The sequence below is a fragment of the Arthrobacter sp. AG367 genome, assembly GCF_007828995.1.
GTDB lineage: Bacteria > Actinomycetota > Actinomycetes > Actinomycetales > Micrococcaceae > Arthrobacter.
Genome location: NZ_VIVE01000001.1, coordinates 715,252 through 730,929 on the forward strand (window position 1 = coordinate 715,252; position 15,678 = coordinate 730,929).

At 66.7% G+C, this 15,678-nt stretch carries 13 protein-coding genes; 7 read left to right on the forward strand and 6 right to left on the reverse strand.

Annotation, left to right across the window (positions count from 1 at the left end; all coding sequences use genetic code 11):
• Positions 1–15: 15 nt before the first annotated feature.
• Both FB478_RS03265 and FB478_RS03270 read left to right on the forward strand, forming a co-directional pair.
• Entirely contained in the window at positions 16–2,535 is a 2,520-nt protein-coding gene (locus FB478_RS03265; protein ID WP_261377344.1) for a cation-translocating P-type ATPase, read from the forward strand.
• Between the two features lie 13 nt (positions 2,536–2,548).
• Positions 2,549–2,971, forward strand: a complete 423-nt coding sequence (locus FB478_RS03270; RefSeq protein WP_018769391.1) for an Hsp20/alpha crystallin family protein — start codon at positions 2,549–2,551, stop codon at positions 2,969–2,971.
• 122 nt (positions 2,972–3,093) lie between these two features.
• Here FB478_RS03270 and ppsA read toward each other — a convergent pair whose 3' ends face one another.
• From ppsA to FB478_RS03290, 4 genes are all read right to left on the reverse strand, one after another.
• Positions 3,094–5,517: a phosphoenolpyruvate synthase gene (ppsA, locus tag FB478_RS03275; protein ID WP_144599789.1), complete on the reverse strand. Its 2,424-nt coding sequence runs from the start codon at positions 5,515–5,517 to the stop codon at positions 3,094–3,096.
• Between the two features lie 48 nt (positions 5,518–5,565).
• Positions 5,566–8,121, reverse strand: coding sequence for a cation-transporting P-type ATPase (locus FB478_RS03280; RefSeq protein WP_144599790.1), 2,556 nt, complete (start codon positions 8,119–8,121; stop codon positions 5,566–5,568).
• Complete coding sequence (locus FB478_RS03285; RefSeq protein ID WP_026265787.1) at positions 8,118–8,579, reverse strand: universal stress protein; 462 nt, start codon at positions 8,577–8,579, stop codon at positions 8,118–8,120. Before FB478_RS03285 ends, FB478_RS03280 begins: the two co-directional genes overlap by 4 nt.
• Positions 8,580–8,685: 106 nt before the next feature.
• Complete coding sequence (locus FB478_RS03290) at positions 8,686–10,617, reverse strand: heavy metal translocating P-type ATPase (protein ID WP_144599791.1); 1,932 nt, start codon at positions 10,615–10,617, stop codon at positions 8,686–8,688.
• A gap of 183 nt (positions 10,618–10,800) precedes the next feature.
• On the opposite strand from FB478_RS03290, the gene FB478_RS03295 reads away from it, so the two are divergent.
• The 3 genes from FB478_RS03295 to FB478_RS03305 all read left to right on the forward strand — a co-directional run bounded on the left by FB478_RS03295 (position 10,801) and on the right by FB478_RS03305 (position 12,169).
• Positions 10,801–11,253, forward strand: coding sequence for a flavodoxin domain-containing protein (locus tag FB478_RS03295; RefSeq protein ID WP_056390564.1), 453 nt, complete (start codon positions 10,801–10,803; stop codon positions 11,251–11,253).
• Positions 11,254–11,270: 17 nt separating this feature from the next.
• On the forward strand, positions 11,271–11,633 hold the full coding sequence (locus FB478_RS03300) for a DUF5655 domain-containing protein (protein ID WP_018769397.1): 363 nt from the start codon (positions 11,271–11,273) through the stop codon (positions 11,631–11,633).
• 65 nt (positions 11,634–11,698) lie between these two features.
• Positions 11,699–12,169, forward strand: coding sequence for a GyrI-like domain-containing protein (locus FB478_RS03305; RefSeq protein WP_056390568.1), 471 nt, complete (start codon positions 11,699–11,701; stop codon positions 12,167–12,169).
• A 40-nt stretch (positions 12,170–12,209) separates the two neighbouring features.
• Here FB478_RS03305 and FB478_RS03310 read toward each other — a convergent pair whose 3' ends face one another.
• Positions 12,210–12,596: a hypothetical protein gene (locus FB478_RS03310; protein WP_056390848.1), complete on the reverse strand. Its 387-nt coding sequence runs from the start codon at positions 12,594–12,596 to the stop codon at positions 12,210–12,212.
• A 286-nt stretch (positions 12,597–12,882) separates the two neighbouring features.
• On the opposite strand from FB478_RS03310, the gene FB478_RS03315 reads away from it, so the two are divergent.
• Positions 12,883–13,155, forward strand: a complete 273-nt coding sequence (locus FB478_RS03315) for a DUF1508 domain-containing protein (RefSeq protein ID WP_056390572.1) — start codon at positions 12,883–12,885, stop codon at positions 13,153–13,155.
• A 33-nt stretch (positions 13,156–13,188) separates the two neighbouring features.
• On the opposite strand, the gene FB478_RS03320 is transcribed toward FB478_RS03315, so the two are convergent.
• Positions 13,189–14,646 carry a DUF5129 domain-containing protein gene (locus tag FB478_RS03320; RefSeq protein ID WP_056390575.1) on the reverse strand — a complete coding sequence of 486 codons (1,458 nt, stop codon included), beginning with the start codon at positions 14,644–14,646 and terminating at the stop codon, positions 13,189–13,191.
• A gap of 26 nt (positions 14,647–14,672) precedes the next feature.
• Between FB478_RS03320 and FB478_RS03325 the strand changes: the two genes are divergently transcribed.
• Entirely contained in the window at positions 14,673–15,620 is a 948-nt protein-coding gene (locus tag FB478_RS03325; RefSeq protein WP_223991733.1) for a universal stress protein, read from the forward strand.
• Positions 15,621–15,678: the final 58 nt, after the last annotated feature.

Here is a 15,678-nt window from a genome sequence, read left to right on the forward strand (position 1 = left end):
CTGCCTGGCCACATCATGACAATCGCCGGGGACAACGGGAGACCGGTCCCGGGACTGGACGTGAGCCATCCCCGGGACGGACTCTCCACCGCAGAAGTGCGGGAGCGCACTGCCGCCGGCCGTGTCAACAGCGTGCCAACGGCAACCAGCAGGAGCGCCTGGGAGATTGTCCAGGCGAACGTGTTCACCCTGTTCAACGGCGTGGTGGGAGGCTGCTTCATCCTCCTGCTGGTCCTTGGCCAGTGGCGTGATGCGCTGTTCGGCTTGTCCGCCATCAGCAATTCGCTGATCGGGATCATCCAGGAGTACCGGGCAAAGCGTTCCCTTGACCAGCTTGCCATTCTGCAGGCCGCCCGGAACACGGTGGTCAGGAACGGGGCCAGGGAAGTCGTCTCCTCGGACGAACTGGTCCCTGACGACCTGGTGGTGCTCAACGCCGGGGACCAGGTAACGGCAGACCTGGAGCTTCTTGGCGGGGCACCGCTTGAGGTGGACGAATCCCTGCTGACGGGCGAGTCGGAACCCGTTCCCAAAGCCGGCGGTGCCGTGCTGCTGTCCGGCTCGCTGATCCTCGCCGGCAGCGGCCGGGCCAGAGTGCTCCGCGTGGGACCCGACACCTTCGCTTACCGGCTGGCAGCCGAGGCACGGCGGTTCTCCCTTGTCAGGTCAGAGATCCGCAGGGGCCTGGAGAAAGTCTTTATCGTCATCACCTGGCTGTTACTGCCCACCGCACTGCTGCTCACGAATGCGCAGATGCAGGACCAGGGCGGATGGGCTGGAGCCATGGGATCGGGGCGGTGGATACCTGCCGTCGTGGGAGCTGTTGCCGGGATCATGGCCATGATCCCCCTGGGCCTGCTCCTGATGACAAGCGTGGCCTTTGCCGTGGGCGGCCTCCGGCTCGCCCGCCAGAAGGTCCTGGTCCAGGAACTCGCCGCCGTGGAGGTATTGGCACGGGTGGATGTCCTCTGCCTGGATAAAACCGGCACCCTGTCCTCCGGCTCCGTGGTGTTTGACGCCGTCCATGAGGCCGGAACAGTTCCTGCGTCCGGGTGGCGGCCGGCGGTGGAATGGTTTGGTGCCAATGCTGAGGCCAGCAGCACCGCTGCAGCCATCGGCGCGGCCTTTCCCGTGCGGGTTCCGCTGCAGGAGCAGGATTCCGTCCCGTTCTCCTCCGCCCGGAAGTGGAGTTCGGTGACGTTCGCGCCGGGCTCCGCCGCCTCCGGGACGTGGATCCTGGGAGCGCCGGATACGGTCCTCGGGTCCGCTGACTCTGCTGATGCGCACGCCAGGGCGGCGGCCCTCGCTTCCACCGGCCTGCGGACCCTGGTTCTGGCGCACCTCCCGGCGCCGCTGCCGCCGGGCCCCCAAGAGGCAGGCCTGCCGTCCGGGCTGGTGCCGGTCATGCTGCTGACCTTCCGGGAGAGCATCCGCCGGGACGCCGCCTCCACCCTCGACTACTTCCGCCGGCAGGGGGTGACCGTCAAGATCATTTCCGGTGACGATCCCCGGACCGTGGCAGCGCTTGCGCGCGGGGTGGGTTTTGGAACCGGGGTTGCCTATGACGCACGCACGCTTCCCCGGGATCCGCTGCTGCTGGAGGAAACGGTGGAGTCGCAAAACCTCTTTGGAAGTGTGACCCCATCCCAGAAACGGGACCTGATCCAGGCCCTGAAGCGGCGGGGGCACACGGTGGCAATGACCGGGGACGGGGTGAACGACGTCCTGGCACTTAAGGATGCGGATCTGGGGATCGCCATGGACTCGGCCTCCCCCGCGACCAAGGCCGTGGCCCGCATGGTCCTCCTGGACGGGCGCTTTGAACGGCTGCCGGCGGTGGTGGACGAGGGGCGCCGGGCCATCAGCAACATTGAGCGCGTCTCCCTGGTCTTCCTGAGCAAGACTGTCTACGCCACGGTCATCTCCGTGGTGACCGGCGTCCTGTTGCTGGCCTTCCCGTTCCTGCCCCGGCAACTGTCCGCACTGGACGGACTGACCATCGGCCTGCCGGCGTTCTTCCTTGCCCTGCAGCCCGGCGGCCAGCGTTATGCCCCCGGGTTCCTGAGGCGTGCCCTGGCCTTCGCGGTCCCGGCAGGCATCTGCACGGCCCTGTGTGTCCTGGCGGTCAGCGCGTACGGGCAGTTGTGGGGCGGCCACAGCCTTGAGTCCGCCCAGTCCGCGGCAACGGTGACACTCGGTCTGGTGGCCGCGTGGATCCTGGTGATGGCATCACGCCCCCTCAACCGGATCAAGGTGTTGATCCTTGCCGGGATGTACGCGGGGCTGGTCCTGTTGTTCAGCGTTCCCTTAACGCAGGACTTCTTCCGGGTTGAGTGGCCGCCCGCCGGACTGCTGGCCGTCTCGGTTGCAGTTGCCCTGGCAGGGTGCCTGGCCATCGAACTGGTTGGCCGCCTGACCCGCCGGCCACCGGCGGGTCACGGCCGAACGGGGCTGGGACCTTTGCCTCTGGAGCCGGATTCATCGAAAGGGGATGGTGGAAGTGCCGGGCAACGCGATGGTCCGGCTTCCACATGAGCAGGAGGCAAGAATGACTGACCTGATGAAATGGTTTGATAACCGCCGCTCCCCCATCGATGTCATCGAACGGCTTTTCGAGGGTGACCTGGGGTCCTCCGCCATCAGGGTCGAAGAGATGGTGGACGGCAACACGCTGGTGGTGCGGGCAGAGCTGCCCGGCATCGATCCGGAGAAGGACGTGGACGTGACGGTTACGGACGGTGTCCTGACCATCAAGGGAGAACGGCAGGAAAAGAAGGAACACAAGGAGAAGGACAGCTACCGGTCCGAGTTCCGCTACGGTTCCTTCGTCCGGCGGATCCCCCTCCCCACCGGGGTGAAACAAGACGACGTAACGGCTGCATACAAGGACGGGGTCCTTGAAGTGCGGGCTCCCATGCCGGAGCAGGTGCAGGCAACCGGGGCGTCCAAGATCCCCATTACCAGGGGCTGAGCAGAGTCACGGTACGACGACGGTGCCTGGCTTCCGGGGAGACTGTCCCCTGGGGTGCCAGGCACTTTCCTGTGGCCGCCAGGGCAGTACGCGGGGACACGCAGTATGCCTTGGGCAGCGGGTCAGACGGCTTGTTCGTTGGCAGCCCGCGCCTCTGCTGCCGCAATAACCGGAAGCGTCCGCACGTACGTGTCCGGGTTCAGGGACACCGAATCGATCCCCTGGCTGACCAGGAACTCCGCAAGGTCCGGATGGTTGCTGGGCCCTTGTCCACAGATGCCGATCTTGATGCCGGCGGCATGGGCCTTGCTGATCGCCTGGGCAATCATGGACATTACTGCCGCGTCCCGCTCATCGAACAACCCGGCTAGTTCCTCCGAATCGCGGTCCACCCCCAGGACCAGCTGGGTGAGGTCGTTGGACCCGATGGAAAAACCGTCAAAACGCTTGGCGAATTCCTCTGCCAGGACCACGTTGGATGGGATCTCACACATCATGTAGAGCTGGAGCCCTTCGGCGCCGCGGACCAGCCCGTGCTCTTCCATGGCCTGGATGACCTGGTCCGCTTCCCGCACGGTGCGGCAGAAGGGGACCATGACAATCACGTTGCCGAACCCGGCCTGCTCCCGGACGCGTTTGAGGGCCTTGCACTCCAGCGCGAATCCTTCCCGGTAGGCGTTGCTGTAGTAGCGGGAGGCGCCGCGGAACCCCAGCATGGGGTTTTCCTCGGGACGTTCGAAAGCGCTGCCGCCGATCAGATGGCTGTACTCGTTGCTCTTGAAGTCGCTCAACCGGACGATCACCGGTTTGGGATGGAAGGGGGCGGCGATCTTGGCGATCCCCGTGGCCAGCACGTCGATGAAGTACTCCTGCGGGTCCTGGTAACCGCTGGTGAGCTGGCGGATGAGCGCGGCCTCCTGGGGGTCTGACACCCGTTCCGGATGGACCAGGGCCATGGGGTGGATGCGGATCAGGTTGTTGATGATGAACTCCATCCGGGCCAGGCCTACGCCGTCCGCAGGCAGCCGCCACCACTTGAACGCGGCGGCCGGGCTGGCGATGTTGATCATCACGTCCGTGCGGGTGGCCGGGAGGGCGTGCATGTCCACGTCCTCCACGGAGAACTCCAGCAACCCTTCGTAGACGCGGCCCTCTTCGCCTTCCGCGCAGGACAGGGTGACCTGGCCGCCGTCGGGAAGGACCTCTGTGGCGTTGCGCGTTCCCACCACTGCGGGCACGCCCAGTTCGCGGCTGACAATGGCGGCGTGGCTGGTTGTGCCGCCGTGGTCCGTGATGATGCCCGCGGCCCGCTTCATGACGGGAACCCAGTCCGGGTCCGTCATCCGGGTGACCAGCACGGAGCCGTCCACGAATGATTCGATGTCCTTGGCATCCCGCACCACGCACGCCTGGCCGCGCGCGATCGAATCTCCGATGGCGGCGCCGGTGACCAGGACCTTCCCGGGCCCTGCAAGGTGGTAGGTCCGGAAAGTTGATGTGCTCCGGCGGGCCTGGACGGTCTCCGGCCGTGCCTGCACCATGAAGAGTTCGCCGGTGACCCCGTCCTTGGCCCACTCCATATCCATGGGCCGGCCGTAATGTTCCTCCACCGCGACGGCCCAGCGGGCCAACAGGACAATCTCGCGGTCATCCAGTACCCGTGAGCTCTGCTCCCGCCCGGTCGTCTCCACCATCATGGTCCTGGCATCGCCACCGCGGCTGTACACCATTTTGCGTTCCTTGGCACCGACTTGCCGCTCGATCACGGGGCTGAAGCGCCGGTCTGCAAGGAGCGGCTTGAACACCTGGTACTTGTCCGGGTTGATGGTGCCCTGGACCACCGTCTCCCCCAGCCCCCAGGCGGCGCTGATGACCACCACGCCGGGAAAGCCGGACTCCGTGTCGATCGAAAACATCACCCCTGATGCGCCAAGGTCCGAGCGGACCATCCGCTGCACTCCAACGGACAGGGCAACGTCGAGGTGGTCGTAACCCTTCATTTCGCGGTAGCTGATGGCACGGTCCGTGAACAGGGAGGCGTAGCAGCGCCGGCACGCCTCCAGGACCGCGCGCTCCCCGGCCACGTTCAGGAAGGTTTCCTGCTGGCCGGCGAAACTGGCGTCCGGGAGGTCCTCGGCCGTGGCACTGCTGCGGACCGCAACGGCCACTTGGTCTTGCCCGGTGCGCTGGCAGAGGGCCCGGTAGTGCTCCTGGATGTCGGCAGTAATGTCCGCCGGGAAGGTGGCCTGCAGGAACAGTTCGCGGATCGCCGCCCCGGCCTGCCGAAGTGTTGCTGCCCCGGCGCGGTGGTCCTCCATGTGCTTCCTGATCCGGGGCTCCAGGCTGTTGGCAGCAAGGAAAGCGCGGTAGGCGGTGGCCGTGGTGGCGAACCCTTCCGGAACCCGGACTCCTGCCGGCTGCAGCGCACGGCTCAACTCCCCCAAGGAGGCGTTCTTTCCCCCTACGGAAGGGATGTCCGCGATCCCGGTTTCTTCAAGCCATTTGACGCTGACATCGGCCAGGGACGTTTCTGCAGCGGCGGTCATGGCTCGATTCTGGCCTTGGTGGCGCCGGGGCAGGCAGAGTCTTTGGTCCTAGCTCCGCCGCAGGCGCGCCCGGGCCGCTTTGTGGATCCAGTCTGCAAGAAGGACAGCGGGGGCCGCGAGAAGTGCCAGGAGGAAGCCCAGGGGAGGCGGCGGGGCCTGGCCCAACAGCGTGGCAAGGTAGGGCAGGAACAGGCACACCGCAAGGATGGCCAGTTCCGCAAGAACTGCCCATACCAGAAGCCGGTTGGTACCCCATCCCAGCTTCCAGGGCGGCACGGTGGCGCTCCGGCAGGCAAAGGCGTTGGCCAGCTGTCCCAGGACCACGGCGGTAAAGGCGGCGCCGGAGGCAGCCATGAGGAGCCCGGGCTGGGGAACCTGCCCCCGCATCCACCCGCCGGCAGCGAGGACAACGGAGAAGACGGCCATTTCCATGGCGGCCTCCGTGGGACCCAGGATGCAGAAGACACGGATGATCAGTTGCCGGTCCATCAGGTGCCGGCGTTCGGGCGGACGCGCCAAAACACGCCGGCCGGGCGGTTCGGCGCCAAGGGCCAGCGCGGGCAGCAGGTCGGTGCCAATGTCCAGGGCAAGGATTTGAAGGACACCGAGGGCAAGCGGGAAGTGGCCGCCGGAGAGCGCCCAGATGACAAAGGGAGTCAGCTCCGCCACGTTGTCGGTGAGATGGTAGGTGAGGAACCGGTGGATGTTGGCGTAGGTTGCCCTTCCTTGTTCGATGGCTGCCACGATGGTGGCGAAATGGTCGTCCAGGAGGACCAAATCCGCGGCCTCCCGCGCCACGTCAGTTCCGCTCCGCCCCATGGCCACGCCGATGTCGGCTTCGCGAAGGGCCGGGCCATCGTTGACGCCGTCGCCGGTCATGGCCACCACATGCCCACGGGCCTGCAGCGCCTTGGCCACGCGGAGCTTCTGTTCGGGCGAGACCCTGCTGACCACCACTCCGTCACGGTCCAGGAGTGCGCCGAGTATTTGCTCGTCCTCCGGAAGGTCTGCGCCTTCCAACACGTATTCAGGCGTTCCGGCAAGGCCGATCTGCCGGGCGATCGCTGCCGCCGTGGCAGGGTGGTCGCCGGTGATCATGGCGACCTTCAGGCCCGCCTGCCGCGCCGTTCGGATGACGTTGCCCACATCCGGCCGGGGCGGATCCTGCAGTCCGATCAGGCCCAGGAGTTCCATGTCCGTTTCAAGTTCTGCGGCAGGGCTGGTCTGCCATGTTTCGGGTGCTCCCGCGAGACGCCGCCGTGCCACCGCAATGACGCGCAGGCCACGCGTTGCCATCACCTCTACCTGTTCCTTGACCTGACCCGGCACGGATTCACACAGTGGGAGCACGGTTTCGGGGGCACCCTTGCAGAACAGCTCGGGCCCCACAAGGGCAGACTCCCTGCGCCGCACCGGATCGAACGGCAGCCGGCGCGATGCCGCGGGCCCGGACCCGGCGCCTGTCAGCCGGCGGGCCAGCACGTCCACGGCAGCTTCCATCGGGTCACCCTGTGCACGCCACTGTCCATCGTGCAGCTCGGCCCTGCCCTGTGAAGCGGTGCGGGCGGCGAGCGCCGCCTGGGCCGCCCTGGCCGTTCCCCGGCCCTCGATGTGCGCGTCCGGGTCATACCCCTGGCCCGTCACATGGACGGCCCCTTCCAGGGTGAAGACCTCGACGGCGTTCATTCGGTTCTGCGTCAGGGTCCCGGTTTTGTCGGTGCAGATGAAGGTGGTTGAGCCCAGGGTTTCCACGGCTTCAAGGTTGCGGACCAGGCCGTTGCGGGACGCCATGCGCTGGGCGCCCATGGCCAGGGACAGCGTGACAGTGGGCAGGAGCCCTTCCGGGACCAGGGCCACGGCCACGCCGATCGAGAACAGGAAGGAATCCCGCCACTGAAAGCCCACCAGCAGCGACGCCAGGAAGAAGACCGCTGCGATACCCAGCGCCATGCCCGCAGTAACGCGGACAATCCGCCGCAGTTCCAGGGACAGCGGCGTAGGAGGAGGAACCGCTCCGCTGGTGAGGGCGGCAATTCCGGCCAGCCTGGTCCTGGCTCCCGTGGCGGACACGGCGGCCTCTCCGTAGCCGTTGACCAGGAAGGTACCGCCCCACGCCGCGTCACCTGCGGCTTTCGGCACTGGCTCGCTTTCGCCCGTCAGCATGGATTCATCCATTTCGCAGGCCGATGCTGACAGCAGGACCATGTCTGCAGGCACACGGTCACCGGCACTGAGCAGCACCACGTCGTCAACCACCAGCTCGCTGGCGTGGACCTTGCGCACCGTCCCGTCCCGCCGCACCACCACGTCGGCGGGCAGCAGGCCGCGCAGCCTGGCGGCGGCATGCTGGGCGCGTTCCTGCTGGATGTGGGCGAACACCCCGTTGACAATGACGACGACGATGATCGCCACGGCCAGCTGCGGCATGTCCGCAACGAATGCCAGCGCGGCGGCGCACCACAGCATGAGGGCGAAGAAGTGCGTCATCTCCCCCCACAGCTTTCGCCATTGCGGGACGGGTTTCTCCGCCGGGAGCTGGTTGGGGCCCGCCTGCTTCAGGAGCTGCGCTGCCCGTTCGGAGCTCAGGCCCTCCGCAGTCCTCACACAGCGTCCGCCTCCTGGCCCACCAGGAGCACCGGGCAGGTTGAGTGGGCCGCGCACGCCTTGCTCACCGATCCCATGGACGACTTAAGCAGGCCGCCTTCGCCATGCCTTCCAACAACCAGCATCTGCGCGCGGCGGCTCTCCTCCACCAGCACTTTCGCCGGAGGGCCGAACTTGATGGTCACGTCGATGTTTTCGGGCCGTTCCCCGGAGAAGGCCCGGCCCAGAGCATCTTCGACCAGGCGGCCGGCGGCGTCCTCAAGCCTGGCGGTGAACTGCCGGTCCGCCCCTTCCAGGCGGGACATCACCAGGTAGTCCGGCATTCCGACGCATGAAATGACTTCCAGCCGCGTGCCCAGGCGGGCTGCCAGCGTGCCCGCATAGCGCAGGGCTGCGGAGGAGTATTCGGATCCGTCCACACCTACAATGACGGGTTTGGCCCCTGTTTCTGCGTTCATGGACACCACAATCCCGGCTGCGGGCGGCGCTGGGAAGGGCCAAAAGTCATGCCCGGCGGCCACACCACCTCCCGCTCCGGGCAGGCCTGGCGGAAGGAAGCCGGCATCAACCGCGTTGCCGTGCCTCGTCCCCTCCGCGCAATGCCCTGAGTCCGTTCAGGATGGTGGCCAGGTCAACTACCTCCTGCAGGAGGGCACCGGCAACAGCGGGAATGAAACCCGTCATGGCGATGGCCATCAGGATGAGGCTGAGCCCGATCCCAGTCCAGATACTTACCAGGGCCACAGCAACGGTCCGCTTTCCAATGGCCACGGCCAGGGCCACCTTGGACAGGTCATCGAGCATGATCACCACGTCCGCGGACTCGCTGGCCGCGGTGGCCCCCTTGGCACCCATGGCGATCCCAACGTCGGCGGCGGCAAGGACCGGGGCATCGTTGACGCCGTCACCCACCATCAGGACGGGTCGTTCCAAAATGGCCGCAACCGTGTTGACTTTGTCCTCTGGAAGGCATTCGGCCTGGACGTGGCCCATTCCCGCTTCCTCGGCGATGTGGGCAGCCGTCGCGTGGGCATCACCGGTCAGCAGCATGGTGTTCCGCACGCCCAGCCTGTGCAAGCGCGCCAGGGTGGCCACGGCGTTGCGGCGCAACGGGTCCTTCATGATCAGTGCACCCGCGTACTCGCCGTTGACCGCCACGTGGACTGCCAACTGGCCACTCTGGACTGCTGCTTCCCGGTATCCGCTGGCCGAACTGCGGATCAGGGCGGCTTTTCCCACCACCACCTGCTGGCCGTCGCAGACAGCTTCAACCCCGTGCGTGGCGTTTTCGGTCGCCTGCTGCACCTGCAGCAGTTCAATGTTCGCTTCCTTGGCGGCTTCGATCACGGATGCTGCCAGCACGTGGGAGGAATACTGCTCGGCGGAGGCCGCCAGCTGCAGGATCTTCCGGCTGCCAAGGGCTTCCCCCGGGCCCGGCGCCACCTGGATCCCGTCCAGGACCGGGCGGCCGGAGGTGAGTGTTCCAGTCTTGTCGAACACCGCTGTCTGCGCCTTGGCAAGCTGCTCCAGGCTTCTGGTGTTCTTGATGATGATGCCCTTGTGGGCGGCCTGGCTGGTTCCAGCCAGGAATGCCACCGGCGCTGCGATCAGGAGCGGGCACGGGGTGGCCACCACCAGCACCTGGGCAAAGCGGAGCGGCTCACCTGACAGGAACCAGCCGGCCCCGGCCATGGCCAGGGCGAGGAGGGTAAAGGGCACCGCGTAGCGGTCAGCGAGCCGGACTACCGGCGCACGGCTGTTGGACGCTTCCTCCACCAGGGCGATGATCCGGCTGTACTGGGAGTCAGCCGCGGTGGCCGCCGCCCGCATGCGGATGGCGGCCACGCCGTTCACCGAACCACTCAGCAGCAGCTCCCCCTTGCTACGCTCCACCGGCAGGCTCTCCCCCGTCAGCGATGATTCGTCCATGCTTGCTGAATCGGACAGGAGTTCGCCGTCAACAGGTACCAGCTCGGAGGGGCGGACCACCAGCACGTCCCCGGGCACCACCTCGCCTATCGGGGTGTCCTCCAGGACTGTGTCGGCACTTTCCCTGTGGGCAAAGCGGGGAGCCCGGTCCAGCAGGGACCGCAATTCACGCGCGGCGCGTCCCTGGGCAAAGTTTTCCAGTGCCTCCCCGCCGGTGAGCATCAGGATCACCACCAGGGCCGCGAGGTACTCCCCGACGGCCACCGTGCTTGCAACCGCCATCAGGGCCAGCAGGTCGATGCCCCAGCGTCCCTCCCGCAACGACCGGACCATGCCGGCCGCCCGCGCCACCACGATGATGGCAGCGTAGGCCGAGGCGAGCACGCGGACCTGCAGTTCCAGCCCAAACTGCAGCAGCACCAGGGCGGCAAGGAGTACCAGGCAGGTCAGCGCGACGACGGGATACCGCCGGAGGAAGCCCCACACCTTCTGCACGGGCGAGCCGACGCGTTCCTCGACCTCAACGCTGCCGGCGGTTGCCGCAGGCGGGACGGCCTGCTTTCTCATTCAGGACACTTTCAACATGGGCGGTAGCGGTCCTCACACATAAGACTGAAACTATCCTGATGCCGGCAGTACGGCTAGGGCATTAGGCCCCGGCCGGCGGCATGACCTTTGGCCCTGCCCCGCCGGCGGCCCCGGGAGCATGGTTGAGGGGCAACATGCCGCCTATCCGGACCGGGAGCCTCCATGAAAGCCGTCGTCCTCTATGACTCCGCGTATGGAAACACCAGGACCATCGCCGAGGCGATGGCATCGCGCCTGGGGCGGGACGCGGCCGCTGTTCACGTTGACGGTTTTGATGCCGACGCCCTGCACCCGGGTGACCTGCTCGTCGTCGGCAGCCCCATCAACGGCTGGAAGCCGACTGCCCGGATCACCGAAACGCTGGCAGACCTCGGGCGCCGGGGACTGGCAGGGGTGAAGGCAGCAGCCTTCGATACGAGGGTGAAGCTGTTCATCCACGGCGACGCTGCCAGGAAGATGACGAAGGCACTGACGGAGGCAGGTGCCAGCATCGTTGGCGGACCCATGGCTTTCTACGTCAAAGGCAGCGAGGGCCCGCTGGTCGACGGTGAGGCCGAGCGGGCGGCAGCCTGGGCCGCCGGACTTGCGGCCGGGGCGGGCAACGGTACTGCATAGGCGGGGACGCTGTTACTTTGCAGCCGTGGACGGTAGAGCGGTTCTTCGCCGGCGCTCCGGACGCCCTTGGGCTCTACCAGGCAGCGGAGCGGATGGCGGCGGAGCTGGGCCCCCATGAGGTCCGGGTCGGAAAGAGCCAAATCTCGTTCCGCCGGCGCCGGGGCTACGCCTACCTGTGGCGGCCCGGGGTCTACGTGAATTCCCCGGTTCCGCTGGTCCTGTCCCTCGCGCTGCCGCGGAACCTGGGCTCGCCGCGCTTCAAGCAGGTCGTCCACCCGGCGAAAGGAACCTGGATGCACCATCTGGAGCTCACGGACAGTTCCCAACTCGATGCCGAGGTCCGCGGTTGGCTGCTCGAAGCGTATGAGGCTGCGGCCTGACCTGGCATGCCCTTTAGAGTCCTATGGCCCTGTCACGTTGGCCGCGGGATGGCAAGGCTGGGGGCATGACTGAAAATGGCCAGCAGCCGCGAAAGATCCATGTCACCGAACAACCCGTCGCCGTGGTCCGTGAACGGGTTCCCATGGACGCTCTGACGAGCTTCTTCAGCCGGGCCTTCGGTGAGGTGATGGCCGCGGTGCAAACGCAGGGCGTCAGCCCGGCAGGACCGCCGTTCGCGCTTTACCACGGCATTCCCGGCGCCACGGTGGACGTCGAAGCCGGGTTCCCCGTCGCCGGGAACTTCCAGGGAACAGGCGAGGTGGCCCGCGGCGCGCTTCCCGATACTGACGCGTTCGAGGCCATCCACACGGGCCCTTACGACACCCTCGGCAGCACGTACGATGCCATCCGCGAACGGATGGAAGCCGAGGGCGCTGCCCCTGCCGACACCATGTGGGAGTACTACCTGACCGATCCGGAGCAGCAGCCGGATCCGGCCACGTGGCAGACCAGGGTCATCTGGCCGGTGGACTGAGTCGGCCAGGGTTTCGGCCGCCCCGGGGCCTGGTCCTGCATTATCTTCCGGGGCCGCGACTGAAGGTGAGGTCCCAGGGCTGCACGCCGTGGCTGGTTTCGGACCACCCGTCGCGGGCCAGCTCCCGGCGGAGCTGGCTGAGGCTGGCCTGCATGCCGGGAGCCCACGCCTCTTCGGGAGGTGTCGGGTTCAGCGGCGGACCGGGAAACGTATCGCTGGCATAGAGCCGGCGTCCGTCCCCGGTCCTGGCCACAAACTGCAGTTGCGTCCGCCCGTACTGTGAGCCCAGCGTGTACAGGATCCGCGCCCACCACTTGCGCGATGCGGCGTCCTCCAGCTCTATCCGGAGCCGCTCCTCGGGACCGGGACCTGCGTATCCGGGAGCTGGTTTGCCTGGGCGGCCAGGTCGAGGTGCATCTGTCGTCATGTCGTCCTCCGGGAACCGCAACATCGTGAACTCCCCAGTCTTCCGCGGCCCGGCTTAATGGGACAGGGCCCTTCGGCACTGAACTTCGGGGCATGCTGCCATCGCTAGCATCCCCGGAGCCGGCGATCAGGGTCTTTGGTCCCTAATAGCACGCCGCGGTCCTCTGAGATGGTGGTCTGGGCCGGAAGCACCACGCTGGGGTTGTGCATCCGGGTTTGCCGCGCCCGGTGTCGGCCGGCATGCAGCCTCATCAACGGAGGCGGGACGCTAGAGGAGAGCAAGGCTTATGGCAGGTACGTTCGAACTGTTTGTCGATGAAGATTCACAGATCCGGTTCCGGCTTGTGATGCCTGATGGACACGTACTGGCGGTATCCGGACAATTCGCGGACAAACGGGCGGCGGCCGCGGCCATCGAAGAGGTACGGGAATGTGCGGGAACCGGCCTGATCCGGGACATACCTTCACCGCCGCCGAACGTTGCCTGCAGCACCATCCCGCACGCGCGGCACGCGGTCCGGCGCGGGCCGCACAGGCTTGGCTCCCTGGGCGCCGCCTAGGGTGGAGGACGGTCGCGGCCAAAGCCCCGGTCATCAGAAGCTCGAGGAACTGCCCGAACCGGAGAAGCTTCCGCCGCTGCTGCCGTACCCTGTGGTGCTGCCGCCGCCCCTGGCGGAATTGACGCTGCTGACGCCCGTATTGAAGCCGGAGTTGAAGGTAGCCACGGAGAAAAACTGGTACGACGGGTACACCGTGCCCAGGATGCTCGGCTCATAGCTCCGCTGCCTGCGGTGGTCCAGGCCCTCGTGGGCCGTCTGCATCTGCTCGCGCATCAGCCGTGCCTCGCGCTCATTCCTGGCGAATCCCTGAATGACTGTTTCCGCATGGTTCTCCAGCAGTTCCGAGAGCCGCGACCGCGCCTCGTAGAGCCGGTCCAGCGCCTCTTCCGGCGTGATCCGTCCATCTGCCAGTTCCGAGGTCCAGCGTTCAATGTTCCGCAGGCTTTCGTCGCGGAAGGAACGAAGCGCCGAGGCGGTGGCCGAGTCCCCCTGCCCGTGGCGCTTGGCCAGGAGTTGCTCAAGGCCGGCCAGGTCCTTGCGGAGCGGGGCAAGCTGCCGGTCCCAGGCGGTAGGCCATGTGTCGGCACGGTTCAACAGGGCGTTGCTGTCGGCGATGACATCATCCAGGGCATCCAGCTCGGCGGCGCTGTCCGCGAACTGGCGGGCAAGCTTGAGGTTTTTCCGCCTGCTGAGGGACCGTTTGGCCAGGGCGTGCACCTGGTTGGAGAGTTCCGTGGCGGCGGCATAGCGGGTCAGGAAGGTGCGGTGTTTCTCCAGGACCCTGCTGCCGTAGCGGGATGATTCGGGGATGGTCCCGGCGTTCAGTTCCGTGACGTCCAGGTCCATGCTGACGTTGGAGTAGCTCCGGTCCCCCCGTTCGATTTGTTTGCGGCAGGCAGCCCTGGTCACCGCCCGCACAATCAACCACGCCGCTGCCCCAAGGGCCGCAAGTCCCCCGGTGACCCAGGCGGTGATCAGGAATGCGGCGGACCGGTACCAGGGCTGGTTGATGAGTTCGGCGGCACGGCGAATGCCGGCCACAGTACCGTCGGTCCACTGCGCGTCCCGGAACAGTTCCTTTGAGGCCTCCTGGATATCGCTGCGCTGCTCGAGCGACACTTTCCGGTCCTCCCCCATATAGGTGCCCACGTGGCGGCCCACCGGGTCAAGCGCGAAAATGAACAGCCCATCGGCCCACTTCTGTCCGTCGGCGCTGATCCACTCAGGGTGCCTGGAGCGTGCGAACCTCAGGACCTCTTCATTGAGGTTGTCCTCAGCCTTTCCGTTGTAGGTAAAGACAGCAACACGGGTGGGCTCGTAAAACTGGATCCGTTCGACGGCGGGGACCAGCGTATTCCGGTCAAGCACCCCCGCTGTGTCCTCCACGATGACGGCTGACGGGGACACGGCATCACTTGGGGCCGCAACCCCCAGCAGGGAGGCGGCCAGGACAAGCATGATCACCCCAATACGGCGCACCAGGGTGCCCATATGCCTCCCCGCTTCCTAGAATCAGGATGGATTCCTGGAATCAGGATGAAACCAAGGGGCAGGGCCGCCAAAGGGCCGAAGGTCCCGCCGGCGAGGATCGGTCTGATGAGGAGCGCAGCCAGGTGATGCAGGATGCGGGTTCGATTGTGGCCGGCTATGACGGTTCGGATGGAGCCGCGGCAGCCGTCCGGTGGGCGGCGCGCCACGCCCGTGCCACCAACTGCGCGCTTCATGTGGTGCATTGTTCCCTGTGGCAGCTGCTGACCAGGCACCTCGGTCCGGTTCCAGGTGTGTCAGGCAGCGGCCTTGAGCAGTCCGCCCAGGCCGTCCTGGAAGAAGGGGTCTCGCATGCTGCAGCGGAAGTTCCAGGGCTTCAGATCCGCGGCACCCTGCTCCACGGACTACCCGCACAGCTCTTGGCCGAAATTTCCGGCGGCAAGAGGATGCTCGTAGTCGGCAGCCGTGGCCTGGGCGGCTTCCTTGGCCTCCTGGTGGGATCCGTTAGCCTGGAACTGGCGGCCACCGCCACCTGCCCGGTGGCCGTGATCCGGGAGGACACCCATCCTGGCGGACCCGTCGTCGCCGCCGTCGATGCATCAGGTTCCCCCTCGGCACTGGAAGACGCGTGCGCCGTTGCTTCCGAGTGGCACGCACGCCTTACGGTGGTCCACGTCCATCACGAGCCCGCCGGCTACACGCGGCTGGACGGGAAGGAAGCAGCGGCTGGCGCCCGGGAAGTTCTCGAATCCGTTGTGGACCGTGCACGAACCCTGGCGCCCAATATCTCCGTTGACGGCAGGATACTCACGGACAGTTCGGTCCCGAACGCCATCCTGCAAGCCGCCTCGGAAGCCCGGATAGTGGTGCTGGGTTCCCAGGGCCGCGGCATCCTCCGGGAGACCATCGGATCAACCGCCCACGCAGTACTGCACCACGCGCACGGGCCGGTCCTCATTTCCCGGCGCGGCGCATGATGGAGAAGGCCGCGGCAGGAGTGTCGGCCGGGCCACAGGCCGTACCTCCTCCTAAGCT

Bases quoted from the DNA above. Each gene is read 5' to 3' on its own strand.
- FB478_RS03310 (WP_056390848.1), bottom strand. From the start codon at position 12,596: ATGACGACAGATGCACCTCGACCTGGCCGCCCAGGCAAACCAGCTCCC.
- FB478_RS03295 (WP_056390564.1), top strand. From the start codon at position 10,801: ATGAAAGCCGTCGTCCTCTATGACTCCGCGTATGGAAACACCAGGACC.
- FB478_RS03265 (WP_261377344.1), top strand. From the start codon at position 16: ATGACAATCGCCGGGGACAACGGGAGACCGGTCCCGGGACTGGACGTG.
- FB478_RS03325 (WP_223991733.1), top strand. From the start codon at position 14,673: ATGGATTCCTGGAATCAGGATGAAACCAAGGGGCAGGGCCGCCAAAGG.
- ppsA (WP_144599789.1), bottom strand. From the start codon at position 5,517: ATGACCGCCGCTGCAGAAACGTCCCTGGCCGATGTCAGCGTCAAATGG.
- FB478_RS03315 (WP_056390572.1), top strand. From the start codon at position 12,883: ATGGCAGGTACGTTCGAACTGTTTGTCGATGAAGATTCACAGATCCGG.
- FB478_RS03270 (WP_018769391.1), top strand. From the start codon at position 2,549: ATGACTGACCTGATGAAATGGTTTGATAACCGCCGCTCCCCCATCGAT.
- FB478_RS03290 (WP_144599791.1), bottom strand. From the start codon at position 10,617: ATGAGAAAGCAGGCCGTCCCGCCTGCGGCAACCGCCGGCAGCGTTGAG.
- FB478_RS03285 (WP_026265787.1), bottom strand. From the start codon at position 8,579: ATGAACGCAGAAACAGGGGCCAAACCCGTCATTGTAGGTGTGGACGGA.
- FB478_RS03305 (WP_056390568.1), top strand. From the start codon at position 11,699: ATGACTGAAAATGGCCAGCAGCCGCGAAAGATCCATGTCACCGAACAA.
- FB478_RS03320 (WP_056390575.1), bottom strand. From the start codon at position 14,646: ATGGGCACCCTGGTGCGCCGTATTGGGGTGATCATGCTTGTCCTGGCC.